This is a genomic window from Ectobacillus sp. (assembly GCF_056992975.1).
The window spans coordinates 1-24850 of sequence record NZ_JBXKMX010000243.1 but is presented as its reverse complement, the minus strand read 5'-3'; the positions used below and the strand labels follow the sequence as shown (position 1 = coordinate 24850).

Below are 24850 nucleotides of genomic sequence, written 5' to 3'. Positions count from 1 at the left end.
AAACGAACTTCAAGTGAATATGCTACAGCTGTAACAGAGGCAAATTGCAAAGAGGTTCGTCAACAATTTCAAGGACTATTGCAGGATACTTTAAACCTTCAAGAACAGTTATATACGTTTATGTCACAGCAAGGCATGTATAGTGCTTCTTCTCCTGCAATCGCATCAGAAATTACGAAGCAAATTCAAAGTAGTAGTCAAACGCAAACCGAAACGAACCAACTTATTCATCAGTACATGGGAGTTCAATAGTATTACTAGTAAATAAAGTTTACAACCATCAGTTGGAGGAATATTCCTTCACTGATGGTGTGCTATATTTATACATCCTTCTTCGTGATATCCATAAAGTGTTTTAAAATTCGGGCCGTTAATCCCCAAATCACTTTGTCCTTATAAAAATAAAAATACTCACGAACCTCTCTTGTTTGCCAATTATAATTTTCACCGTTATTTATAAGATGAAACGGAAATCCTTGTTCAGGTTCTGCATTGAAAGAAATGGTATAGGACTCAGGCAGTGTATTTTGAAAATAAGAAAGTGGTACAGTAAATACTTCCGCAACCTCAGAAGGATTATAATTGCTCTGTTCATAATCTTTCAGCACCCCTACAAATGGATACATAATGGAACCAAAAAAAGAAGGAATATAATCTAAAGGAATTACATTTTGAATGCTCTCTCTTTGTATTCCTAACTCTTCCATCGTTTCACGAATGGCCGTATCACATTCATTTCTATCAGTTTCCTCAATTTTTCCTCCAGGAAAACAAATCTCTCCAGGCTGTCTTCTTAAATCATGTGCTCTGACTTCAAATAAAACGTGAGCACAACCATTTATTTCGATAAGCGGTAATAGTATTGCAAACTTGGATGCAGATTCATTTCCTAATATATTCGAATCCCGATTCTGTAGCTTTAACATCATCTCATCAATTTTCATAGATGTTCACCCCTTTGTTAGTTTTTCTCGTAACGTAATTGTAATGGATTCAATATTTATTCACAATCATAATGTACAGCTTGTTATTTAAACAATATTCTTTACTTATTTATGGAGTTGCTATAAAGTAAAAAAATAATAATTACCTAGGTAAGGATGAGAATATGGATTTAAACAGTCTTTTAATGCATGAATTAAATCAAAAAGCTCGGCTATTAACAAAAGAAATGAATGAAAGATTATCAAAACATGGACTTTACCATTCGCAGTGGACGATTTTATTTTGTCTACAAAAATATGGCGGAATGACACAAACCTCGTTGTGGAGATACTTAAATGTAGAAGCTCCTACAGTTACGAGAACCCTTATGCGTCTAGAAAAAAACGGGTGGATCGTTAGAAAATTAGGAACGGATAAACGTGAAAAAGTTGTAGAATTAACCGAAATGGCAAAAGAAAAATTACCATACGTTGAACAGACGGTACGTACATTTGAACAAGATATGACAAATACATTAACCCAAGAACAAAAGACATATTTGCGTGATATACTTGCTAAGCTTGGAGCAAGCGCAACCGAATAAAGGATTGGAATAGAATAGAAGGTGTAGTTAGCTTGACTTGGAAACGAACGTTATTGGTTTTATGGATATCCGATTTTATTGCAGCGATGGGGATGAGCATCGTATTACCTTTTTTACCTTTATATATTGAACAATTAGGTGTTCATCAAACAGCTGCTATTGAGAAGTGGACGGGATGGATTTTTGCTTCTCAATTTGTATTTTCTTTTGTATTTCAACCCCTTTGGGGATCAATGGCAGATAAATATGGCCGTAAGATTATGCTTTTACGTGCCGGATTTGGAATGGGGATTGTGACCGCTCTAATGGGATTGGTTACGAGTCCACTTCAATTACTTATCCTTCGCATTATTAACGGAATTTTTTCAGGATTTATTTCAATGTCTGTTTCCTTACAGGCATCTGTTACACCTGATGCTAAGTCAGGCCGAGCACTTGGTACGCTTCAAACTGGTTCTATCGCAGGTTCTTTGCTCGGGCCATTACTTGGAGGGGTACTTGCAGAAAATATGGGTTACCATTCTGTGTTCTTTCTTACTGGAGGATTGCTATTTCTCGCCAGCTTTATCATCATCTTCTTTGTGCATGAAGACCATCATGAACAAAGAGAACCAGGTGCCGCATCTATAAATCATTTTTCCTTGATGAAGCCATTGTTTCCAGTATTTATTGCATCCTTCATAACAAATCTAGGCATGATGAGCATTGAGCCACTTGCTACTGTTTATGTAAAAACCTTATATCACGGTGTACATCTTGAATTTCTCGCAGGGCTTGTTGTTTCGATAACGGGTATAGCAAATTTAGTTGGCTCCCCTACTTTAGGGAAAATCGGAGATAAAATTGGACAACGAAGAATATTGGCATTTTCATTATTCATGGCAGCTATGTCGTTTATTCCGCAAGTTTTTGCCAGTGGAATCACAATGTTACTAATTGGCCGGTTTACTCTTGGGTTATTTGTAGGTGGCATGATTCCTTCCTTGAATGTGCTCGTAAAAAAACTTGCACCTCCAGAAGTGCAAGCTACAGCTTTTGGACTAAATACTTCCTCCTTATTTTTAGGTAACTTTGTAGGACCACTTATGGGAAGTCAAATTGCTGCAATTTGGGATATTCATATGGTCTTTTATGTGACGATGAGTATTCTTATTATAAATTCATTTATGATGTTCGTAAATCATTCTGTTGATAGTGCTCTGAAGCATGAACATCAGGCAGCTTAGTAAACATGTCAGAGGGAACTGAAAAAGTCATTCAGTGCCCTCTTTTTTTGATAATGCCTCCTGTCTAAAGAGTTATATATAGAATGTTGTATATTTTTTATAAAATACATACGGTAAGTGAAATTTATTATCTAATTTTAAAAAACCTCCAGACATTTGTCTGGAGGTTTTAACTAATGTAATATTATATACTTTTAGCGTACTTTTGCTGTCGTTTCGTAATTTTTCTAAACATGTAACTTAAAGAAGGAGTAACGAGTAGCAAAATAAAAAAGATCCGAAACAAATGAAAGCTTATAACGGTCGCTAAATCAGCATGCATGGCTATCGCTGTCGTCCCCATTTCAGCAATACCCCCTGGTGCAAAACTTAAAAAGGTAGATAACATAGTACTATGTACAATTCCCATAAAAAGAAAAGAAGCAAATAACGCGAAAGATATTAGCAACAACGTTCCTATAATAAAATAGATAAGATTTTCTTTCGCTCGTTTTATACTTTCAATTTGCAAGGTGACACCTAAATGAGTTCCGACAAACAACTGGGCTAATAATGTCAAAAAAGAAGGAATAGCTGGATGAGAAAATCCAACTAGTACAAATATAGATGTAACAATCATTGGTGACAATAAGTATGGCGTAGGGAGATGAATTCGTCGTCCAATCCAGGTTCCAATTCCAATAAATATAATATAAAATATCATATGAACTAAGGAAAAACTACTTGGATTAATCGCAAGATGTAGATTTGTTTCCACTGTAACCGGAAACAAAGATGCTAGTAACGGAACGATTCCCACAATACCCATGATACGAATAGTCTGCATAAGCATGACGTTTGCCACATCTACACCCGGTATTTCTTCTGCTAACGTTGCCATTTGTGAAAGCCCACCTGGAATACACCCAATGATTGCCGTACGAAATGAAACATTCGTAACTAGCGACAACAGCCAAGCGATAAAAGAACTAATTAAAACCAATAAAAATGTGTAAGAAAAAATGAGTGGTAATTGATGAGTGATATGCTGTAATGCATCATTTGTAAACGATGTACCTAGTGTATAGCCAAGAACAATAAGTCCGCTACTTCTATAGTAGCTAGGCCATACAACTTTCATCTTCCATATCCATCTAGCGATAACTATAAAGATAATAGGTCCTAGCATCCAAGCAAGTGGAATGTGTAGCCAAGCAAAAACACTTCCCCCTATTGCAGCCGTTATAAATGTAAGCAATGTACTTTTCCAATCATTATTCACTTGTCTAGTTGTCTGTCGCAAATTATCGCATCCCTTACTTATATCTTTATTACTATTGTATCAAATTAGATATAAGAAGCATGAACAATTCGATAAGAATCTATTAAGTTTTATTTTGTTATATTTACAAAAATCATATTACTAGGCCATAAACTAGGCTTAAATCCCCTATTTAAGGGGAGTTTTACTTTACCTAATCTTTTTTTAGTTCCTGCAACGTTTCAAAAAAGCCGGGAAAGGAAACTTGAATGGCATCATCTGATTCAATGACCATTTCTCCTTCTGCAATGCAACTAGCGATTGCAAGCATCATTCCAATTCGGTGATCTCCGTGGCTATTTACTTTCGCACCTTTTAATGGTGTTTTACCGTAAATAATCATACCATCCTCAGTAGGTTCAATTTTTGCACCTAGTTTAGTTAGCTCCCCTACAACCGTTTGAATGCGATCCGTTTCTTTTACCTTCAATTCACTCGCATCTTTTATAACCGTGATTCCTTCTGCTTGCGTAGCAGCTAGTGCAATTATAGGAATTTCATCAATTAGTCGTGGAATTTCGTCTCCCTTTACTTCTGTCCCGCGTAAGGATGAAGTCATGACACGCAAATCAGCTCTTGGTTCAAATGAACTTGTATTACTATTTTGTTTTACAATATTTGCACCCATTCTTTCTAACACATCTAAAATACCAGAACGAGTTTGGTTTACACCAACATCATGTAATAGAATATTACTATTTGGTGTAATAGAACCTGCAACTAAAAAGAATGCAGCTGAAGAAATATCACCTGGTACTTCAATCGTAGTTCCGGTTAGCTGCTGTCCCCCTTCAATCATAACCGTCATTCCATCTCTTTTTACATGGACGCCAAATGCTTCAAGCATTCGTTCTGTATGATCTCTTGATAGATGGGGCTCAGTAACAGCAGTTACTCCTACTGCACGCAAACCAGCAAGTAAGATAGACGATTTCACTTGAGCGCTTGCAACAGGCGATTGATAAGAAATTGCCTTTAAATTGCCGCCACGTATCGAAAGCGGAGTATAGGTTCCCTCTTGTCTACCATCAATCTTTGCTCCGAGTTGGCGCAACGGGTTGGTAACACGCTTCATTGGTCTTTTTGCAATGGATTCATCACCTTGCAGGCAAGAATGAAACGAGGTTCCTGCTAATATTCCTAGCATAAGACGGATCGTTGTCCCTGAATTACCAACATCCAATACTTCATTTGCTTCCTTCAAACCATCAATACCGTTTCCTATTATTTCTACACAGTCATGATCTTGTGTAATGGAAACACCAAGCTTTCGAAAACATGCAATTGTACTTAGGCAATCAGCACCTGGCAAGAAACCTGTAATTTTTGTCGTTCCCGTTGCAATACTGCCGAACATAACCGCACGATGTGAAATAGATTTATCTCCAGGCACTTTCAATTCGCCATTTAATCCCTGTAAACTACTATGTAATACTCGCATACGTTCACTCTCCTTATAATACCTCGTATGTTTGGTAATTTTCGTGTTCTAACTGGACTTTAGCATGACTGCGGTCTTTCTCGGATTGAAAACTAATTCGTAATACACCAAGTAATCCTTCTCTTGCCTCTAAAATTTGCAAATTACTTACACTAATCTCGTGTTTTGCAAGTACGGATGTAATATCAGCAAGGGCGCCAACTTTGTCAATAACGTCAACATACAAATCAAAATAAGACGGAATCGCTCCACTCGAATTTACAGGCAAAGAGTCACGGAATTGCTTTGCACGAGCAAAAAAATCATATATCCATTTTTCATTATCACTCTCAATCATTTCTTCTACTTGTTTCATCTCAGCAATCCATTCCTGCAGAAGGGTGACTAGCTGTGAACGATTTTGTTTTACAATGTCAGTCCACATCTTAGGACTACTCGATGCAATGCGCGTAATATCTCGGAATCCTCCGGATGCCAGCGCTGTCACATAATCATTTTCATCTGCATGCTTCTGTATAAGCTTAACTAAGCCAGAAGCAATGACATGAGGAAAATGACTAACAATTCCTGTAACATGATCATGTTCCGTTTGTTCAAGAATTAGAAAATGTGCACGTGTCCCCTTTAGTAATTCTTTTAATTGCTCTACTTTTTCTTTCGGTGTGGTAGGAAAAGGAGTGAAAATATAAAAAGCATTTTCAAACAAATGCGCTTTTGCACTTTCAACTCCAGTCTTATGAGAACCAGCCATTGGATGACCACCGATAAAAGTTATTCCCCGCTCTGCAAGCTGAGAAGCTGCATGCATAATCTTTACCTTGGTGCTTCCAACATCTGTAATAATAACATGTTCACGTAATTGACAAGTGGCAAGCTGTTCGAGCAATGAGACAGTAACTTCTACAGGTGAAGCCAAAATGATAACATCAGATTTCTCTGCTTCGTCCAACACATTTCTACCAACTTCATCTATCACACCAATTTCCTTAGCGCGTTGTACTTGCTCTTCATTAATATCATATCCTACTATATAAACTTCATTTTCTTTTTTTATAGCAAGGGCAATGGATCCACCTATTAGACCCGTTCCAACAAGAAGCACCTGTTTTGGCATCGAAATCATTCCTTACGTTTATTTCCGTGCTACTTCATACATAAAGTAACTACGTTGAAAAACCTACAATCCTGACATTAAAATGTCTGACTATATTCACGGTGCTTAGCAATGTTTTGTGCAATCAAATCCATACGATCTACTCCGAATTGATCAACAATTGCACTTGCAAGCTCCCATGCAACTACAGATTCAGCTACAACACTTGCTGCTGGTACAGCACAGCTATCTGACCGTTCCACACTCGCTTGAAATGGCTCTTTTGTCTCAATGTCAATCGTTTGGAGAGGTTTATACAAAGTAGGAATTGGTTTCATCACCCCGCGAATTACAATTGGCATCCCCGTTGTCATGCCACCTTCTATACCACCCGCACGATTTGTTTTTCGTTCATATCCGTCATTCCATATAATTTCGTCATGTACTTCACTGCCTGGCTTCTTTGCTGCTTCAAATCCGATTCCGATTTCTACTCCCTTGAATGCATTTATACTCATCATAGCAAAAGCCAGCTTTGCATCGAGCTTTCGATCGTAATGCACATAGCTACCTACTCCTGTTGGCATACCTTCCGCTATAACTTCGACTATCCCTCCAATCGAATCCCCATTCGCTTTTGCATCATCGATTGCTTTCATCATCTTTTCACCGGCTTTTTCATCTAAGCAACGAACAGGTGAAGCCTCTGTGATGTGCTGCAGTTCTTCGATGGATTCATAATGACGAGATTCATCTACCACACCACCAATTTCTAAAACATGTCCAGCAATTTTTATACCTAACTCTTTTAATATTTTTTTCGCCACCGCACCTGCTGCAACGCGAACAGTCGTTTCACGAGCAGAAGAACGTTCCAACACATTTCGAATATCACGATGACCATATTTAATCGCACCATTTAAATCAGCATGCCCGGGACGAGGTTTTGTGATCACTCGCTTCATTTCTTCTAAATCTTGATCGGAAACTGGCCCTGCTCCCATAATTTTAGTCCAGTGTGTATAATCTTTGTTTTCAACGACTAATGCAATTGGGGAACCTAGTGTATAGCCATGTCTAACACCGCTTACAATTTTGACTTGATCCTTTTCAATTACCATTCGTCTTCCTCTACCGTGCCCTTTTTGCCTTCTTTGTAGCTCTATATTAATATCCTCAGCAGTCAACGACAAACCAGCTGGTACTCCTTCAATAATAACAGTTAGCTGTGGTCCGTGTGACTCACCCGCAGTTATATATCTCATGTTAAAACCTCCTGAAAGTGGCGATCTGTTTTCTCTTTAATAATAGATTCCTCCTTCTAGATTCTAGAAGGAGGATTATTTTCAAACATAGTAATCAATATTAATTATGATTGTACAGATTGTTGCGGAGTTAATCTTGCTTGAAATTCCTTTAATTCTTTCATGAAATCATTGAATTGTGGAATATTCATTTGTTGTGCTGAATCTGATAATGCAACAGCTGGATCAGGATGAACCTCTGCCATTACTGCATCTGCACCAATTGCTAGTGCGGCTTTTGCAGTCGGAATTAGAAGATCACGTCTTCCAGTAGAATGCACAACATCAACTAATACTGGTAAATGTGTTTCTTTCTTAAGAATTGGAACAGCAGAAATATCAAGCGTATTTCTTGTTGCTTTTTCGTAAGTTCGAATACCACGTTCACATAAGATAATTTGATCATTCCCTTGGGACATGATGTATTCAGCAGCGTACATGAATTCCTCAATCGTTGCAGATAGTCCACGTTTTAGAAGAATTGGTTTTTTAACTTTTCCTGCTGCCTTTAACAAATCGAAGTTTTGCATATTTCTTGCTCCGATTTGAATGACATCAACATAATCAAGAGCCATTTCAATATCATTCGGATTTAGAATTTCACTGATAATTCCTAAATCGAATTCATCTCCTACTTTACGTAAAATTTCTAATCCTTCTACACCTAGCCCTTGGAAATCGTAAGGAGAAGTACGAGGTTTGAATGCTCCGCCTCTCATTAGTTTTAAACCTTGTTGCTTCATTGCTTGTGCAACTTCGCGAACTTGTTCGTAGCTTTCTACCGCACATGGTCCCATAATAAACGTTTGCGTTCCGTCGCCAATTTTTACACCTTTGACTTCAACAACTGTATCTTCTGGTTTCTTCTTACGTGATACAAGTAGCGCTTTACGATGGTCATCTTCTTGAAGCTCAAGACTTGCTTTGAAGATTGTTTTGAAAATATGTTGTAATGTGGACGTTTCAAATGGTCCTTCATTGTTTTCCGCAATAATGTCTAGTACTTGACGTTCTCTGACTGGATCAAAACGTTTTACACCATGCACTTTCTTTTGTTCCCCAATTTTTTTTACTACCTTTGCACGTTCATTTAATAATTGTAAAAGCTGTAAGTTAATTTCATCTACTTTGTTACGTAAGTTATCTAATTCATGAGTTGTCATTGTATTACCTCCTGATTTTTATATGATTTATTTTTATCAATTGAAAACTTACAATACAAACACATCAGCTATCTTTAAATGATTATTGCCTTTATTTCCAAAGTGTACTATTATTTAATTTTGGAAAGTGAATTTTTCGATGTGTTGGAATGATTGAATATAAGAATGTGCGAGATTCTTATTTCCATTAAAACAATTTTTACTGGTTCTCCTTTCTAAGACAAGAATACTTTCCATAGTTTATAAAAAACGTCCCTGTCATGTATGACAGGGACGATTATTATCGCGGTACCACCCTATTTGCAGACAATGTCTGCCTCTTTGACTTGTTAACGATCTCATATGACCGTTCTCCCCTAGATAGCCATGCTATTTCGAAAAGAATGCTCCAGGATTGTACTTCACGATTATCTATATACTGATTTGCACCAACCATCAGCTCTCTGTAACAGTGAGATAACCACTACTTTTGTTCCTTTCAACACATATATAAAATTAATGATCTATAATAAAAAAGCCCCTACTGATTTCTCAGTAGGGACGATTATTATCGCGGTACCACCCTAATTGCAGACGTATCTGCCACTCTTACTTGATAACGATCCACTAGGACCGTCTTTCCCTTCATAAAGAAAATTCTCTTTATTACGAAAAAGATGCTCAAGGATTGTATTTCGTTTCTATTCCAGTACTGATTTGCACCAACCATCAGCTCTCTGTAACTTGGAAATAAAGACTACTTCGTTCCCATCGTCGCAATTGTTTAAATTTTTTGAATTACTATGATTTGTATTATAGATTGTTATTTAGTAAACTGTCAACACATTTTTTAAAATTAAGCCTTACTCGTACTATGCAATTTCTTGCACCGGTAAAATCACAGTGAATGTGGTTCCAATATTCATTTCGCTATCTACAACAATTTTACCATTATGTCCTTCAATAATTTTAAAGCTTACCATCAGACCGAGGCCATTTCCATTTTTCTTCGTTGTAAAAAAGGGTTCTCCAATTTTCTTCAGTTTATCTTTAGGAATTCCAAGACCGGTATCTTGAATTGAGATATGGACATGACCAGAATGAGCATGAAGATTGACTCGAATCTCCCCGCCACCCGGCATTGCTTCCATTCCATTTTTCAAAAAGTTAAGAAACACCTGCTTTAAACGACTTTCATCGCAATCTACCAGAATATTCTCAAAGTTAAAATCTAGCATAAATCGAATACCCTTTTTTCTTGCATCAAACTGCATGAGCGCTAAGACGTGTTGAACGATTGCAACAACATTATGACGCTTTAGCTGCACAACTTTAGGTTTAGCTAACACGAGAAAATCTTCGACAATCTCGTTTACTCGATCCACCTCATCCAAAATTATAGAAAGATACTCATTACGTTCATCATCATGTTCATCTAACTGCAAAAATTCAGTATATCCCTTCATGGAGGTTAAGGGATTTCGAATTTCATGAGCAATACCAGCAGCCATTTGTCCTATTGCCGCAAGCTTATCTTGACGACGTAGCATTTCTTCTGTTCTTTTACGTTCTGTTATATCATTGCGGATAGCAAGATATTGATAAGGTTTATTATTCTCATTTAAAAAGGGAACAATTGTTGTATCTACCCAATACAATGTACCGTCCTTGGCACGATTGCGAATTTCCCCATTCCATACCTTTCCATTCCCTATCGTTTGCCACATAGCTTTAAAGAATTCCTTTGGATGTTCTCCGGAATTTAAAATACTATGGTTTTGACCAAGTAGTTCTTGCCGGCTATATTTTGATATTTCAACGAATTTATCATTCACATACGTTATGGTTCCTTTTGGATCCGTAATCGCAACAATCGAAGAAGCATCTAGTGCATATTGAAAATCTCTTAAATACGTATCACTTGCAGTTAAACGTTTACTAATAATTGTTGTAGAAACAACAAGACTCCCTAATATTAGGATAGAAGCAAATAACATCATATACATTAATATATTTCCTGAAAGTGTACTTGTTTCTTGTATTGTAGGAAATATTGAAGCTTGCATTAATAAAAAATGGCTCTCAATAATAGATGCTGTCACTAAACAGGCCCCAAGTGGCTTTAACCACAAGAGACTATTCTGTTTTTTGTTCGCACGAAAAAGCATCCATAATGATGCAAAGAATGCAAGAAATATCATAAGACCTGAAAGAATAGATACAAATACATCAATATGAAAGTCTACATTCATGCCGTACATACTGCCTACAAAAATCAATAAAGCTGTAACTGTCATGATGAAGCTTGTTGTAAGCACATCAATATTTCGGATATCACTTTTACATAGCCAACAATAGGCAACTCCAGTTAAAAGTACCCCTGCTAAGGCTGAAGCAGCTGCAATTAATAAATGATAGGAACTTATAGCATTCATATCACGTGCAAGAACTCCAAAAAAGTTTGTAACCCAAATTCCAATACCCATTGAAAAGATACTTCCTAAAAATAGAAATCGCTTGTTTCTGTCCGTACTTTTCATGAGTACAAGTAAATCAAATGAGGTAAAAGAAGCAATAACTGTTAAAATAATTGCAATAAACATGAGCATCGGATTTATAATTTCATTCATAGAACGTACTTCCTTTTCAAATAGTTTCCACTATGATTGTATAGGAAAACACATCATGAGGAAAGAGTAGCTTATCATAATTATGAAAATATCTCAATATTTGCTTGCACTTCATTTTACTAGTAAAGGAAATATAGCATATTAATCATGTATTTTATTTAAAAAGAAGAGGGCAAGTGTACCGGGTCCTGAATGTGCCCCAACGGCTGCTCCTATTGTACTGATTACAAAATCAGTACAACCAAATTTTTCCTGAATCATATTTTTTAATAATGTTGCACTCTCAATATCATCCCCATGACTAATTCCAATCGTTTGGTTTATCAAATGTTCTCCTCTTTGTTCCATAATTTCAACCATGCGATGAAACACTTTTTTTCTTCCTCGTAATTTTTCAAGCGGTATTAGCTTTCCGCTTTCTACATGAAGAAGCGGTTTAATATTAAGTAATCCTCCTATAAACCCAGCAACCTTGCTGACTCTTCCACCGCGAACGAGATACTGTAAATCATCTACTGTAAAAATGTGTTCCATTTGAGAAGCGAGTTTACTTACAATCGATAGAATAGCTTCTGCGGAGTTTCCTTCTTTAGAAAGCTGAGCAGCACGAATTGCTACAAGTCCTTGGCCCATAGATGCACACTTTGTATCAAAAATATGCAAATCAAAATCTGGATATTTCTCTTTAACATCCATTTTAACCAATTGTGCAGATTGATAAGTCCCTGATAACTCGGAGGAGAAGGCTATATAGATGCAAGACATTCCCTTCTTTGCGTAATCTAAAAATACTTGATGTATAGTTTCATAAGATGGTAAAGATGTTTTATAAACCTTTCCTTCTCGCATATTACGAAATAAATCGTAAGAATCTAGAGTAACACCATCGATATATTCATTTTCATCTTGATCGTACACACGAAGTGGTAGCACCTCAATGTTATACTGCGTGGCCAGTTCCTTCGGTAGGTCCGAAGCACTATCGGTTATAATTTTTACTGTCATTCTATCCCCCACCTTTTCTACTATCATTATGCCAGTATCAATAATATATGTAAAACAAGTCCTTTTCATTATAGGGTGAAACATACCATTGTGGGAAATTTCTTTTATCCCTTTATTTAAAAAAGATGACTATAAAAATGAATACCATTTTTATAGTCATCTTTTAAACGTTTATCTTTATACTTTAGAATTATCAACAAAAATTGGGAAATTCCCTACATTCCACATCATTTCTTGTTGTCGTAATTGCACTTTAAATAATGTTATAGGATCTTGATAAATCTCTGGTTTGGCCTTCATCTCATTTAACTCATCACGGCTTTTTTGTATACCGATATGTGTTTCTTCTACCATCCGTTTTAATTCTCCAATGGGTTCTCGGAAAAACAATGCAACATCTTGTTCAAGTGCACGTTCAAATAATTCGAATTCTGCAAAAAACTTACGAATCACAATATCCTTTATTTCAGTATAATCCTTTTGCTCCACATACTTTTTATATTGATTGGAGAGCATGGTTTTACTACGGTCTATGCGACCAAATAGGCTACCTATACTCTTTAATGTGAATAAAGTTGGATCAAACTTTAAAAGTATATTCAAATGATCGATATGCACTCTGCGCATGATTCGGTCTACATCTCTTTTCCAATCATCTAACACTTTAAAATCACAGCAGAGCATCATTCGATTCTCCTCGTACAACGAGTTAAACGTTTCTTTCGTTTCATCAAGATAATGCTGGCTTGTAGTCAATTCTTCTTTACAGTTATTTATCCAATCCAACATATAATTAACAAATTTCGGCATGACAGAATCGTTTACGTAGTTTTGTATCTGTTCATTCATGCTATCATTTAATTGCTTATCTATAATCCGAAAATCGCTATTTATACTGACTTGCTTACTACATTGCTTTAGAATGGCAGGGATTTGTTCAGTGAAATCAGCAGCAATTTTCTCTTTGATACTCTTATAGGATTGTAAGATAACTGTATTTTTTTCTTGTTCCAATGATGAAACATTATTAATTAATCCATTTAGTTTTACTACCATATCTTCATTCCAATTGATTGATTCTACTAGTAATTTTTCAGCTTCAACCCGTTTTTCAAGTAAATACGCTAACAAATTTCGTATCACTCGCTGTAACTGTCCAATTCGTTCCTTGAATCTATCCCGCTTACTTTCATCTAAATCCAAACATGTAGTAATATCCTTTATATCCTCCTGCGATGAAAATGGTATGACATTTGCATCTGGAAAATACGTATGAATACGTTCTTTCACTTCATGCAGTGCGTTGGCATCATGAAGTAATTCTGCTTTATTAAGCAAGAACTGAATGTGTACATGGGGGGCTTGCTCTTGCGTATGCATAATAAGATCCCGCTCAAGATCCGTGAACGGCAAATGTGCATGAAGAACGAAAAACATCGTGTCAGCAAATAAAGCATGATTCAATGGATTGATTTCCCAATCATTTATAGAAGGCATATCAATTAATACAATTTTATTTTCATTTAAAAATCTGCTTGGAAAATGAGAATCTATATATAGATTCTTCTCTTCATATGTCCCTGAAGAATATTCCTCTTCTCCGTCATCTGTAATTAAATGAGCGAATGTACGAGCATCATCACGAAAATACATAACATTCGTAGAAAATTTTTCTCCGATTATTTTTCCCAAAAGAATATCCTTTACATTTTCCTTACCGCTCGACTGTGTCCCTGCTAGAAGAACATACTGCAAATTAAAATCGAGAAGTTGTTGAATGTGCCATTTCCACTTGAAGGAAACAAAAACCCCGTTCTGCTCGGCCCAACTGAGCACTTCATTAAACAGGTTCACACTATCTTCCAAACTATGTTCATACGTATTAGACTCGTACATAAGCTGCTGCGCTTCTGTAATGATAGTATCATTCATACTATTAGGAAAGGCTTGCTCCCAAGCTAGTAATGCAGCCGCCGCAAACAAAGATTCTGATACATCAGAGAGCTTGATCCAATTCTGCAAATGATTTGGCATGATTGGTTGAAATGTTCGAATGTATCTTGTACCCGAAAGAAGTTCTCTATACGTATCACGAAATTGGTTAACCACTCCATGCCAGGATTCATAAGGTTGAACTTCAATTTGTAGAAATATTTGGTTTACCGTCTCAAGCCAAGACAAGTAGGAGTCCTTAACTCTATAATTTTTCCATAATGAAACAATTAGCTTCTTAAATCTTTCATCATCAACTTTAAAAAGCGTAAAGAGTGCATTTGTAAAATAGCTAGGTTCGCTTGAAGACAAATGGTCGTCATCCGTATACCGTTTTAATACATCAGCCCACTCTACGGACTCGGTTCGAACCATTTCATGAACAGCTAGTACAACAGCACTTTGCCAATCTTCTTTTGTTTCATAAAATGATTTTGCTAAAGAAGTAACATTGGGATAATCAGGAGCAATCGTAACGGCTTGCTTAATTACTTCATCTGCCTTGGAATCATTTTCTTGGAGCATATACAAAGAAAACAATTGCAATAGAACTTCAACAGTTAACGATTTTGAGTCAGACGTAATGGATTTATATTTTTCTTCTGCACTGGAAAGCTTTCCAAGATCAAATAATGCATCAGCTATATTTTTATTGGCCCAATCTTGTAAATCGTTCTGAACTTGCTCCCATTTAAAAATTGCACTTTCATAATCTTTATTGTGGTAATACACTTCACCTTGCGCAAAACGAATATAGGCTAATTCTGTCTCTTCATTGCCTAATTCTCGGTAATATTCTTCCCCTAAAGATTGAACTGGATGGATGTCCTCCCCATCCTTTAAAAATGTCTCATAATACGTCTTCCCAATTAATTGCTTGTCTAGAATCATTTTTTTCACCCGCTGTGTAAGTTTGCATATGGCTCTTTCTCAAGAAGCATAAGCTATTCTATACTTTATTTGCTTTCCAGTTCATTCTATCAAAAACTCATTAGTATTACGTTTCAATTACATGTCATTTCCACTACAGCAGAAGTACAATTTCTACATAAAAATGTCGGATTGTATCCTTGATTGATCCACTTAGACTAGAATAAATAATTAGAAAAAAATAAACTCTTTCTAGGTATAATGTCATGGTAGAAAGAGTATCAAACAAGCTACTTATTTAATTTAATTTCTTGTAGTCGTTCACTCGCACGTCTTCGATACATCGCTGTCCAAAAAATCGTAGCCACAATAAAACCATACAAGACAAAATTGGAGAAAAATAAAAATTGCGCAGTCGAAAGCTCGAATACTAAGAATGTCCTAACAATTGCCTCTAGCACAAGAGCTACGCCCCATACTGTCGTCATTATACGAATTACTTGACGAAAATAGGGAATAGCCCAATTTTCTGTAAAAATATTTTTATCAGATTCATTGTTTTTAACAGTAAATCGAAGGGCAAGATAATATATAATGGGACGTTTAAACAAAAGAGATAAGAGAAAAATCAAACCCACTGAGGCGGTAATAAAAGATTCACGAATTAAAAGAAGTTTTTCACTTCCACCTAGAAGAACGAGAAATATGGCTATTATAAAAGTAAAAAGCATAATAGCACCAAAAGCATCGATTTTTTTATTTTTAACAATATATAAGATATTTTCTACTAACGGTACTAGTGTTGCTATCGATAACGCAAGCAAGCTCGTCATATAGCTGGATAACAAAACATATAACAACCAAGGTACGATACCGTTTATAAATAGTGTTACAACGATATGTAATCGTGTGGACATATGTTCCCCTCCATTTTGGCAAACTAATGAGACAATTCTTAAAGTGCACTTGTAAATTTCATTGCATTGCGTTTTGAAATACGCCATTCTATAAACAAAATATTGCTAATGAGTGCAACCCAAACTGCAATGGGAAAACCAAGTTTAAAACCAAAAAGAATACTGGTAAGTGGCATAAACATGCGAAATGTCACGAACACCCATGTAATTGCATAACTTCGTAACATCCAGTTTTGATGTTCAGCAATATTACGGTCCTTAATTTTCTTAAGAGCCATGATCGTTGCGGTAATCCAAGAAATATTTAAAACCGTAAATGCAATTGTAGAAGGTACTCCACCTGTAGCATAATACGCTAAATAACAACTAATTGGAAAGGCTATTAAAATAGACCATACATAAATACTACCTAACATTCGATGGAGTCGAATATTTCTCTGCCGTAAGGTTTCGATAAATTGAAAAGGTCCAATAACTAAAGCCAGTATTCCGCATGTTATGTGCAAATACAAAACACTTTCCCAAATTGCCCAAGGAAAATTTGGTATTTGATGTTTTCCTATGGCCAGTGGAGCATTACGTGGACTAGTAAGAATAAATTGCCAAACAATATATATAAGAAAAAGAAAAATAATACTATACATAATGATTGCGGGTCTATATTTTTTCCATTGTATTGTTTGCAAAGAAAGCCCTCCTTTATTTGTTATTAAGTTGAATATAACAAACCCAAAAAACCCTAGTCAATCCTATATTTAGATTTATTTTCCATCAATTGAATGTATCCCTTAACGTGATGCGATGAGGTCATATCATATCTTTATAACAAATACGCATAACACATTTATGAAAAATAAGAAAATAAGTATAGTCCATTTACTCATAAATCCAAACAATACGTTTTCTTATTATAATTTTATCAAGAAACCTTTCTCCTTATTTTCATTGTGATTCTCATTTTCAATTGTATTCAAGGAGGTCATAAAATAAAGCGCTTTCTCCAATTTAACGATTAAACCCAACAATAATTTTTGTATACGTTTTCAATTACTTTCCAAATATTTTTATTAAATCAAAATAGTAGACTTATATCAGTATAACTAATATTATATAAGTAGTGTGAGTATATTACTTGTGTTTGGTATCTCGGGTACAAGCGTTTCACACCATTTTTTTTAGAAAATGATGTACAATGTTCTCGCATTACACTATTTAAAATAGAGGTGTATTTACTTATGAAACCTAAATATTGCAAAGAAAGCAAATCCATTAAAACAAGCCGTGTTTTCCCTAATGATACAAATAGCCATAATACATTATTTGGTGGACGCTTAATGAGTTGGATTGATGATGTGGCATCTATTGCCGCAGGAAGACATGCTAGATACACAACCGTTACTGCTTCAACGGACTCTGTTGACTTTTTATGTCCAATTACAAAAGCTGATTCAGTTTGTCTTGAAGCATACGTAACATGGACTGGTAGAACTTCAATGGAAGTGTTTGTTAAAATTACAGCTGAAAATATTCTTACCGGAGAACGCAAAATTGCAGCAACTAGCTTTCTTACCTTTGTTGCGATTGATGAAAACGGAAAACCTGCAGAAGTTGCGCCAGTTATACCCGAAACAGAAGAAGAAAAATATTTACACCAATCAGCAGAAGAACGTGCAAAAAGACGTAAAGATAATAGACAACATAGTAAAAAATTAGCTGAATTCATAAATGTCCAAAAGCCATGGTTAGTGTAGTAACAACTATGAATATCAAATAAGTACAAAGAGCAATCCAAATGGATCGCTCTTTTATTAAGCGTTGAATCGTAAAAAAAGGAAGAGTCGAGTGACTCTTCCTTTTTTATTCTACATATTCTTTATCAAAGCTAGCGTAAGCAACGATCCCTTCGCTGTCTTCAAGGGCGAGTTGCAATCGTGCTGAAAACGGATCAATACCACGCTCATCTAGCCACATACGAAGCGCCTCAATCATATTTGCTTGAATTAGTATTTGAGATCGACCATTTACTTCTACTTCAGCAGAATATCCATATTCATCATCATACTTTAACTCAACTATTACTTCTGCAGGTGTAACTTGACGTTTATCTGCAATGTATATACATATAGAATTTATAATTTCTTGTTCTGAAATTTTTAACGTTTCCATGCTTCTTGATCCTTACGTCGGTTTTTAAAAGCTTTAAATGCACTCACAAGTAACATTATAACGCCCGCAAACAATAATAAATTGATAATCAGGGATAAACCTGTTCCAATTGGTCCTAGACCAGCAAATAAACTTCCCATTAACAATCCACCAATTCCCCCAAGAAGAAGCCCCTTCATCATGCCGCCTTTACTAGTAGAAGCAGCAGAGGTTGATGCCGGTTTTGTAGAAGATTGCTGAACATTTGAACTTTGGCTCTTGTTTGGTGTGGTTGTATTTTGACTTGGTGAATAAGAGCTTTTTCCTGATGAATACCCTTTCGCCTGTGCAACATTTAAAGTTGCAAAACTAAATGCAGCAAAGGCAAAAGTAAATGCAGTAAGTAAAGCAATCATTTTTTTCTTCATTCTTTTGTATCCCCTTTTTCCGATAATAATGGATTTGTAATTCATGTAGATATGCTTGTCTATTTAAGTTCTTATGAACTTATTATATGAACTTATGTTGTAATATGCAAGAAAAATATATTTAATTTTAAAAGTAAGATCTAACAATCACTGCACATTGACTTTATGGGTAACAAATAATAATATGAGTTCATAAGAACGTATATTTCTGGAGGATACACAAATGAACACTTTTCAGCTAACAAGGAACGAGATGGCTGACCTCCTTCTTTCATTAAAGGGATGGAACTCAAAATCCGCTCTTTCTATTTTGCAAGATGTTTGGATGGTAAGTCGTACGGTACAACAGAATAAAGAACCATTAATAAAAACATTTGCGACAACTACACTTCCCGCAATATTTGAAAAATTAATAAAGTATGAAGAATATGATATGGGGTTATCTTTAAATGAAATTGCGGAATTGGGAAGGCAAATTGAAAATACAAATTTCTCCATTACCACCCTGCAAAATTGGGTGAAGCGTGATATAAAAGAAATGATTGGTTCCCCGCAAAAAGGGAAAAAGTATTCGATTGAACAAGCAGCCCTATTATTTATAGTAGAAGATTTAAAAACAGCTCTAGACTTTGATTCGATTCGAAAGTTACTTCAGCTTATTGTCAATGATCCCTCAGATCAGGAAGATGATTTAATCAATCCAGTGCGGTTATACGCAGCGTATTCTTCTCTTTTTCAAGAACTAAATACAGATTATACTTATTTATCGGATAATAAGGATTTACATACCGCCATTCAGAAAATAGAAATTTCAATTGAACGTAAAGCAAAAGAACTATCCCGTACATTCCAGCATGCAACGAAAGGGCAGCATGAAGCAATCACAAATATTATTGTCATCGCATCCCTATCTGTACACACCGCTTATTTTCAGATGATGGCTAAACGGTATCTATCTGCTACATTGTTTCTACATAATGTAGGCGAGTTAGCGTCACCTGAATGAGTGCCATTTTTAGATTAAGTGTAAATGCAAGATTATATTTACACTTAATCTAAAAATCTTTTTCGTATTTCCTTAGACGGTACGATGCAACTGGTTGACTTTCCAAACCATTGATAGCGATGATTTGCTATATAATCATAAACGAAATCTCGAATCGGCCTAGGTATAAGAATACCTATATAAAGAAGTCGCCAAGCTCCATTTAGCCTTTTACATATTTTCAAAGCAGCCGTGGATTTCATATAAACCAGTTCATCCTCGATTAAAATGACACTGTCAACATATGTCGGTAGGACATTATCTAATATTAGTTTTTTTCCTATATCGCTTTGTAAGGAGGCAAATTGAAACGTTGCATGTTGATCTCTTTTAATAATAAATTGAATACTACGATTACAAAAATTACATACACCGTCAAACAAAATAATGGAAGACATAGTTTCACCACCCTATTACAAAATGGATTATAAACTTTCCAAATAAGAAATTTCACTACAGTGCGATACCCATCGGATCTCAAAAGGAATTCAGGAAATAGCGATTCTATTTCCTAGGGAACCGCAGAATGAGACAAATACTGATACATTTTTCCTTAGCAACCGCCAAGATAGGACAAATCCTGTGTATAATATAAGGGACTTATTAAAAATAAAGGAGATTTAAGATGACTAAAATACGCGTTTATCAACCTCTAGAAGAACAATTGCCTCAAGTTAAACACGCAATTGATGTAGAAGAACAAAATCCAAATGAGGAAATGCTACGCCTATTCTATACACGCGTACTTGAAACAGAAGATATGTCCTTGCCAGATTCATACATGGAAGAAGACATTTTAATCGATTCTATAGAAGGGATCGTAAATGCATCCGCAAGTAAATTGCGTAATTTAGGTGCCTATGATGTTATTATAGTTGAAAACAAAGGAATGAATACAACAATCCTGATTCTAGAAGAAGACGAATATGAAGTTATTTCCGAGTAAGAGAAACTTAGAAATAATAGATTACATGTTTTTGGTGTATAAAAGGTTGGCTTCAAATTAATGAAGCCAACCTTTTTTTCTTAAAAAAGTGGTAAGTTCTTTGAAAGAATCAACCTTTTCTTCTCTCGTATAACTGGCATTTGCCCCGCTAGTAGAAGGAACTACAAAAACATAACATCCTTCCCACTTATCATCACCAAAGTACATATTCGTTTGAAGGCCGAGGGAAACCGTTCGTGCCCGTACTGCTTCGCGAAAGGCAGTAATACCATTAAAGCAAACCACCTTTGGCTTATAAAATGATACCAACTTTTGAAAGTGAATCCTACCCTCATCATAATCCTTCTTTCGAAGATTAGATGAAGACCGGCTTGGCCTTGCTACTAAATCCGTAATACCATATCCATAATGAAGTAGCGACATGGTTTCCTCTGGCTTTAGCTGATAAGGGGTGAGACCGCCCACGTGTAACCCACGCCAAAAAACATTCCCTGGATTAGCATAGTGATAGCCTTTTATTGCAGAAATACGACCTGGATTTATTCCGCAAAAAAGTACAGTTAAGCCTTCTTTTACGTATGTTGGTAGCGTTTCTTTCTCGAAATCTTTCATCGACACCATACTCCTCTATTTAAAATTCATCCTTTTTGCTAGTAGTTTTCTCTTTTTTCATCAGTGCAATTATGTGTTCCCTTGGTTGCCAGCAACTGAATTGATACTTCGGTTTTGTTTCATACTGCAATCGACCACATTTATATTTAGTTTTTCCTTCATCTTTCTCCACCCGAAAATGTGTACATGTTCCGCAGCAATGAAAGCGGCTAAAATTCATTTCATTTATCTCTTCTTTCATTAATTATTTTATTTTTTGTAACTCCATACGGTATATGAAATTATCAGTTTCATATAGAAACAAAACCTCCTCCCTATTTAATGAGAAGAGGTTTTCCATTTAATTTATTTATTGGTTGTTCTACTTATGTTCTCTTTATTGATAAGTTGACCTCGTGTTACGCCTAGTTGGTTCGTTGCTTTTAACGATCTCCATACACTTGTACCTGTTCGTTCGCCTCTCAGTGCTTCGCGATAGAGAGTTATGACTTTTCTGACGTCTTTTGCATCTTCTTCTAAAAACTCTATGCGAAAATGGCGAACACCTTCTTCGACAAAATGAGAAATATATTCAGCTCCAGACTGCTCGATCGCATTGTATACGGTATTACGGCACCCTACATCCACACGAACAGGATGATGCATCCCAAGGCGATCTTGCAAGGATATGCGATGCTTTTCACACGGACGACCGCAGTTTGTAAAATCCGTGCCTTTACTTAAAAACGTACAATATACACAGTGCTCTGTATGGAACATAGGTAAATGCTGATGAATAACCATTTCTAGCTTGTCACTTTGCGTTACCGCAAGCATATCCATCATCTGCTGGATGTTTAAATCATAAGATGGTGTCACTCGCGATAATCCTGATTCTAAAAAGACAGAAACGGCTTTATGGTTAGCAATGTTAAGTGAAAAATCACCGATAAGAGGCAAATCTAAATGTTGCTGTTTATAATGCTGTAGTGCACCTAGACTGCGCACAAGTATGCTATCAGGGTTCGCCTTCACGATACTATTTAAGATTCCGTTTTCTCCAGGCATATGAATGCGTGGTGTAGCAAGTGCAATTCTTTTACCATTTGCATGCGCAATTTGAACAGCTTGCGGATAATCTGTTGTAAATTCAAAGTCTGCATATAAGTAGTCAATATCCGCGCGGCTTGCTGCCTCTACTTGCTCCATCGTTCTACAAAGTGCAATGAGATGTGGTTCTATATTCGTTTCTATTACTGGTTTCTCTGCTATGACTTCTACATTTCGTTTTTCATATACGGGCGGCTTTTCACGAAGTAATAGTAACTGCTCAATCGCCTCACGACGCATGCGATTTAGTTCCTTTACTGGTAACATTACTTCTCCGCTCAAGTTTATTTCAACCTTATCAAGCTTGAAAATGGTTCCCCCAAGACGTCCCCATTGTTCTAGAAGATAATCTTCTGTAAGCGGATGCTTTTTCGCCTCTTGCATCATATCTGCTGATTGTATTGTTACGTGGTTGTCTGTCGCTTCATCATACCATACTGAAACGAGTGGGTGATTCGCTTTACCATAGGCCTTAATATGAATGGGAAATAATCGATGTGCACGTTCTTCCTCAAATGTTTTCTGCAATAATCTAGAAAGTTCTTGATCACTCGTTTTCCAGATACGATCGCCAACATGGATTTTCGAAATTGCAACATCTCGTCGACCTGGAACAATTTCAATTAGACCTCCTTGTACTTCTCCTTCTACCTTCTTGCCATTTCTGCGTAAATCATAGACTCTTCCGCCCTCTTCTTTCTCTTCTGGACGTCCAGCATCAAATACAATACCGTCCCCACGCTTAAGAGGTGCATCTAGTTTACAAACAACTGCATCTTTTAATACATTGCTTACAGTTCCCAAATAAACGCCCCGGCTTTTTGGAAACGTTCCATCAAGTAGCTTTTTATTATTTGTACCTTCTAAAAATCCGTGTGTAAACCCTCTACTGAAACTTTGCTGAAGCTCACGTATTTCTTCTTTTGAAGGTTGATATTTTCTTCCAGCAATATATTCGTCAATTGCATTCCGATATTTACTAACTACATTTGCAACATATTCTGGTGATTTGAGACGGCCTTCTATTTTAAAAGAAGAAACACCAGCTTCAATCATTTCCGGAATTATATCAAGAGCGGCCAAATCTTTCGGAGAAAGTACATAAGCAAGATTTCCCATTTCCTTCTTTTGTCCATCCACCATTAAATCGTAAGGTAATCTGCAGGCTTGTGCACATTCGCCTCGATTTGCTGACCGTCCGCCCCACATTTCAGATGTTAAACACTGCCCAGAATAGGATACACAAAGAGCACCGTGAACGAATACTTCAAGAGGCATTGCCGTTTTCTTGGAAATCGTTTGAATTTGTTTTAAATTATTTTCACGTCCAAGTACTACGACTTCTAAGTCATATGGGTTAAAAAAATCAATCGCTTCAGGTGATGTAATTGTCATTTGTGTAGAGCCGTGAATCGGAAAATCAGGTGAAATCTCCCTAATTAATTGCACCAATCCTACATCTTGCACAATCAGTGCATCTACTCCGGCGTCTATGCACGCTTCTACTAGGGATTTTGCATCATTCAATTCATTTTCAAAAATTAAAATATTAAGCGTTACATACCCACGTACATTATACTTATGAAGATATGCCATAATGTTTGGCAATTCATCCATTTGGAAATTTTTCGCACGAACACGTGCATTAAATTTTTCCACTCCAAAAAAAACAGCATCTGCTCCATTTGCAACCGCTGCCCGTAGACATTCCCAATTCCCAGCAGGTGCTAGTAATTCAATTGTATCTCTCGTAATACGTTTCAAACGTCTCAATCCTTCCTACTTACCTTCATTTCTATTTATAATATTATAAACACAATCATTACTATTTTATCATCTTTTTCTCTTTTCGGCTTTATCTTGGGTTTTGCTACATAGCGAATATGGTTCTTATATTTAGTGGATTTTCTTTTTTATTCTGATACTTTCAAGTATATTAGTCAAAAACTGCACTGCAAAGATTGCAGCATCTTCTTCCTAAATCCTATAAAGTATGAAATAACGATAAACTGATATAAAAATGGAGAGGTTATTTTCCATAAAGAATTGTGATAAAATAAAGCTCATACATGGAAAATAGAGGAGCGTTTCAACTATGAAAATGGTATTATCAGATCGCATGCAAGCGTTTCAGCCA

22 protein-coding genes and 2 other annotated features are annotated in these 24850 nt (G+C 36.1%); of the genes, 6 read left to right on the top strand and 16 right to left on the bottom strand.

What is annotated here, in order from left to right; all coding sequences use genetic code 11:
* On the top strand, window positions 1-252 hold a 252-nt coding region (locus AC11ZT_RS11205), incomplete at its 5' end, for a spore coat protein (RefSeq protein ID WP_484059674.1).
* 68 nt (window positions 253-320) lie between these two features.
* On the opposite strand, the gene AC11ZT_RS11200 is transcribed toward AC11ZT_RS11205, so the two are convergent.
* Window positions 321-944, bottom strand: coding sequence for an NUDIX hydrolase (locus AC11ZT_RS11200; protein ID WP_484059673.1), 624 nt, complete (start codon window positions 942-944; stop codon window positions 321-323).
* Window positions 945-1108: 164 nt separating this feature from the next.
* Between AC11ZT_RS11200 and AC11ZT_RS11195 the strand changes: the two genes are divergently transcribed.
* The gene (locus AC11ZT_RS11195) at window positions 1109-1528 is read left to right on the top strand and encodes a MarR family winged helix-turn-helix transcriptional regulator (RefSeq protein WP_484059672.1); all 420 of its coding nucleotides are present in this window, start codon (window positions 1109-1111) and stop codon (window positions 1526-1528) included.
* Between the two features lie 32 nt (window positions 1529-1560).
* Window positions 1561-2754, top strand: coding sequence for an MFS transporter (locus tag AC11ZT_RS11190; protein WP_484059671.1), 1194 nt, complete (start codon window positions 1561-1563; stop codon window positions 2752-2754).
* Window positions 2755-2938: 184 nt separating this feature from the next.
* Here the strand turns inward: AC11ZT_RS11190 and AC11ZT_RS11185 are convergent, their stop codons facing one another.
* The 10 genes from AC11ZT_RS11185 to AC11ZT_RS11140 all read right to left on the bottom strand — a co-directional run bounded on the left by AC11ZT_RS11185 (window position 2939) and on the right by AC11ZT_RS11140 (window position 17134).
* Entirely contained in the window at window positions 2939-4036 is a 1098-nt protein-coding gene (locus AC11ZT_RS11185; protein ID WP_484059670.1) for an AbrB family transcriptional regulator, read from the bottom strand.
* A 172-nt stretch (window positions 4037-4208) separates the two neighbouring features.
* Window positions 4209-5495 (bottom strand): 3-phosphoshikimate 1-carboxyvinyltransferase, encoded by a 1287-nt coding sequence (gene aroA / locus AC11ZT_RS11180; protein ID WP_484059669.1) that lies wholly within the window; start codon window positions 5493-5495, stop codon window positions 4209-4211.
* A 13-nt stretch (window positions 5496-5508) separates the two neighbouring features.
* Entirely contained in the window at window positions 5509-6609 is a 1101-nt protein-coding gene (locus AC11ZT_RS11175; RefSeq protein ID WP_484059668.1) for a prephenate dehydrogenase, read from the bottom strand.
* A gap of 77 nt (window positions 6610-6686) precedes the next feature.
* Window positions 6687-7853 (bottom strand): chorismate synthase, encoded by a 1167-nt coding sequence (aroC, locus tag AC11ZT_RS11170; RefSeq protein ID WP_484059667.1) that lies wholly within the window; start codon window positions 7851-7853, stop codon window positions 6687-6689.
* A 104-nt stretch (window positions 7854-7957) separates the two neighbouring features.
* Window positions 7958-9055 (bottom strand): bifunctional 3-deoxy-7-phosphoheptulonate synthase/chorismate mutase, encoded by a 1098-nt coding sequence (locus AC11ZT_RS11165; RefSeq protein ID WP_484059666.1) that lies wholly within the window; start codon window positions 9053-9055, stop codon window positions 7958-7960.
* A 266-nt stretch (window positions 9056-9321) separates the two neighbouring features.
* Window positions 9322-9546, bottom strand: a binding site (T-box leader).
* Between the two features lie 42 nt (window positions 9547-9588).
* Window positions 9589-9818: a binding site (T-box leader), on the bottom strand.
* Window positions 9819-9906: 88 nt separating this feature from the next.
* The gene (locus AC11ZT_RS11160) at window positions 9907-11664 is read right to left on the bottom strand and encodes an ATP-binding protein (RefSeq protein ID WP_484059665.1); all 1758 of its coding nucleotides are present in this window, start codon (window positions 11662-11664) and stop codon (window positions 9907-9909) included.
* 141 nt (window positions 11665-11805) lie between these two features.
* Window positions 11806-12669 carry a DegV family protein gene (locus tag AC11ZT_RS11155; protein WP_484059664.1) on the bottom strand — a complete coding sequence of 288 codons (864 nt, stop codon included), beginning with the start codon at window positions 12667-12669 and terminating at the stop codon, window positions 11806-11808.
* Window positions 12670-12846: 177 nt separating this feature from the next.
* Window positions 12847-15552, bottom strand: a complete 2706-nt coding sequence (locus tag AC11ZT_RS11150) for a GTP-binding protein (RefSeq protein ID WP_484059663.1) — start codon at window positions 15550-15552, stop codon at window positions 12847-12849.
* Window positions 15553-15821: 269 nt separating this feature from the next.
* Complete coding sequence (locus AC11ZT_RS11145; RefSeq protein WP_484059662.1) at window positions 15822-16448, bottom strand: VC0807 family protein; 627 nt, start codon at window positions 16446-16448, stop codon at window positions 15822-15824.
* Window positions 16449-16486: 38 nt separating this feature from the next.
* Window positions 16487-17134 carry a DUF2306 domain-containing protein gene (locus tag AC11ZT_RS11140; RefSeq protein ID WP_484059661.1) on the bottom strand — a complete coding sequence of 216 codons (648 nt, stop codon included), beginning with the start codon at window positions 17132-17134 and terminating at the stop codon, window positions 16487-16489.
* 549 nt (window positions 17135-17683) lie between these two features.
* Between AC11ZT_RS11140 and AC11ZT_RS11135 the strand changes: the two genes are divergently transcribed.
* A complete protein-coding gene (locus tag AC11ZT_RS11135) occupies window positions 17684-18199 on the top strand; it encodes an acyl-CoA thioesterase (protein WP_484059660.1) in 516 nt (171 codons plus the stop codon).
* A 106-nt stretch (window positions 18200-18305) separates the two neighbouring features.
* Here AC11ZT_RS11135 and AC11ZT_RS11130 read toward each other — a convergent pair whose 3' ends face one another.
* Window positions 18306-18614 carry a YxcD family protein gene (locus AC11ZT_RS11130; RefSeq protein ID WP_484059659.1) on the bottom strand — a complete coding sequence of 103 codons (309 nt, stop codon included), beginning with the start codon at window positions 18612-18614 and terminating at the stop codon, window positions 18306-18308.
* Entirely contained in the window at window positions 18602-19021 is a 420-nt protein-coding gene (locus tag AC11ZT_RS11125) for a hypothetical protein (RefSeq protein WP_484059658.1), read from the bottom strand. The genes AC11ZT_RS11130 and AC11ZT_RS11125 overlap by 13 nt, the downstream gene beginning before the upstream one ends.
* A 223-nt stretch (window positions 19022-19244) precedes the next feature.
* Here AC11ZT_RS11125 and AC11ZT_RS11120 point away from each other — a divergent pair, with 223 nt between their 5' ends.
* Window positions 19245-20027: a DUF1836 domain-containing protein gene (locus AC11ZT_RS11120; protein WP_484059657.1), complete on the top strand. Its 783-nt coding sequence runs from the start codon at window positions 19245-19247 to the stop codon at window positions 20025-20027.
* A 44-nt stretch (window positions 20028-20071) separates the two neighbouring features.
* On the opposite strand, the gene AC11ZT_RS11115 is transcribed toward AC11ZT_RS11120, so the two are convergent.
* Window positions 20072-20464 carry a thiol-disulfide oxidoreductase DCC family protein gene (locus AC11ZT_RS11115; RefSeq protein ID WP_484059656.1) on the bottom strand — a complete coding sequence of 131 codons (393 nt, stop codon included), beginning with the start codon at window positions 20462-20464 and terminating at the stop codon, window positions 20072-20074.
* Between the two features lie 227 nt (window positions 20465-20691).
* Between AC11ZT_RS11115 and AC11ZT_RS11110 the strand changes: the two genes are divergently transcribed.
* Window positions 20692-21012, top strand: a complete 321-nt coding sequence (locus AC11ZT_RS11110) for a hypothetical protein (protein WP_484059655.1) — start codon at window positions 20692-20694, stop codon at window positions 21010-21012.
* Between the two features lie 57 nt (window positions 21013-21069).
* Here AC11ZT_RS11110 and AC11ZT_RS11105 read toward each other — a convergent pair whose 3' ends face one another.
* Window positions 21070-21624 (bottom strand): mismatch-specific DNA-glycosylase, encoded by a 555-nt coding sequence (locus AC11ZT_RS11105; protein ID WP_484059654.1) that lies wholly within the window; start codon window positions 21622-21624, stop codon window positions 21070-21072.
* A gap of 345 nt (window positions 21625-21969) precedes the next feature.
* On the bottom strand, window positions 21970-24477 hold the full coding sequence (locus AC11ZT_RS11100) for a U32 family peptidase (protein ID WP_484059653.1): 2508 nt from the start codon (window positions 24475-24477) through the stop codon (window positions 21970-21972).
* Between the last annotated feature and the right edge of the window lie 373 nt (window positions 24478-24850).

Excerpts from the sequence above, each read along its gene's own strand:
- AC11ZT_RS11200 (WP_484059673.1), bottom strand. The coding sequence starts at position 944 with ATGAAAATTGATGAGATGATGTTAAAGCTACAGAATCGGGATTCGAAT.
- AC11ZT_RS11195 (WP_484059672.1), top strand. The coding sequence starts at position 1,109 with ATGGATTTAAACAGTCTTTTAATGCATGAATTAAATCAAAAAGCTCGG.
- aroA (WP_484059669.1), bottom strand. The coding sequence starts at position 5,495 with ATGCGAGTATTACATAGTAGTTTACAGGGATTAAATGGCGAATTGAAA.
- AC11ZT_RS11175 (WP_484059668.1), bottom strand. The coding sequence starts at position 6,609 with ATGCCAAAACAGGTGCTTCTTGTTGGAACGGGTCTAATAGGTGGATCC.
- aroC (WP_484059667.1), bottom strand. The coding sequence starts at position 7,853 with ATGAGATATATAACTGCGGGTGAGTCACACGGACCACAGCTAACTGTT.
- AC11ZT_RS11165 (WP_484059666.1), bottom strand. The coding sequence starts at position 9,055 with ATGACAACTCATGAATTAGATAACTTACGTAACAAAGTAGATGAAATT.
- AC11ZT_RS11160 (WP_484059665.1), bottom strand. The coding sequence starts at position 11,664 with ATGAATGAAATTATAAATCCGATGCTCATGTTTATTGCAATTATTTTA.
- AC11ZT_RS11155 (WP_484059664.1), bottom strand. The coding sequence starts at position 12,669 with ATGACAGTAAAAATTATAACCGATAGTGCTTCGGACCTACCGAAGGAA.
- AC11ZT_RS11150 (WP_484059663.1), bottom strand. The coding sequence starts at position 15,552 with ATGATTCTAGACAAGCAATTAATTGGGAAGACGTATTATGAGACATTT.
- AC11ZT_RS11145 (WP_484059662.1), bottom strand. The coding sequence starts at position 16,448 with ATGTCCACACGATTACATATCGTTGTAACACTATTTATAAACGGTATC.
- AC11ZT_RS11135 (WP_484059660.1), top strand. The coding sequence starts at position 17,684 with ATGAAACCTAAATATTGCAAAGAAAGCAAATCCATTAAAACAAGCCGT.
- AC11ZT_RS11130 (WP_484059659.1), bottom strand. The coding sequence starts at position 18,614 with ATGGAAACGTTAAAAATTTCAGAACAAGAAATTATAAATTCTATATGT.
- AC11ZT_RS11125 (WP_484059658.1), bottom strand. The coding sequence starts at position 19,021 with ATGAAGAAAAAAATGATTGCTTTACTTACTGCATTTACTTTTGCCTTT.
- AC11ZT_RS11120 (WP_484059657.1), top strand. The coding sequence starts at position 19,245 with ATGAACACTTTTCAGCTAACAAGGAACGAGATGGCTGACCTCCTTCTT.
- AC11ZT_RS11115 (WP_484059656.1), bottom strand. The coding sequence starts at position 20,464 with ATGTCTTCCATTATTTTGTTTGACGGTGTATGTAATTTTTGTAATCGT.
- AC11ZT_RS11110 (WP_484059655.1), top strand. The coding sequence starts at position 20,692 with ATGACTAAAATACGCGTTTATCAACCTCTAGAAGAACAATTGCCTCAA.
- AC11ZT_RS11105 (WP_484059654.1), bottom strand. The coding sequence starts at position 21,624 with ATGAAAGATTTCGAGAAAGAAACGCTACCAACATACGTAAAAGAAGGC.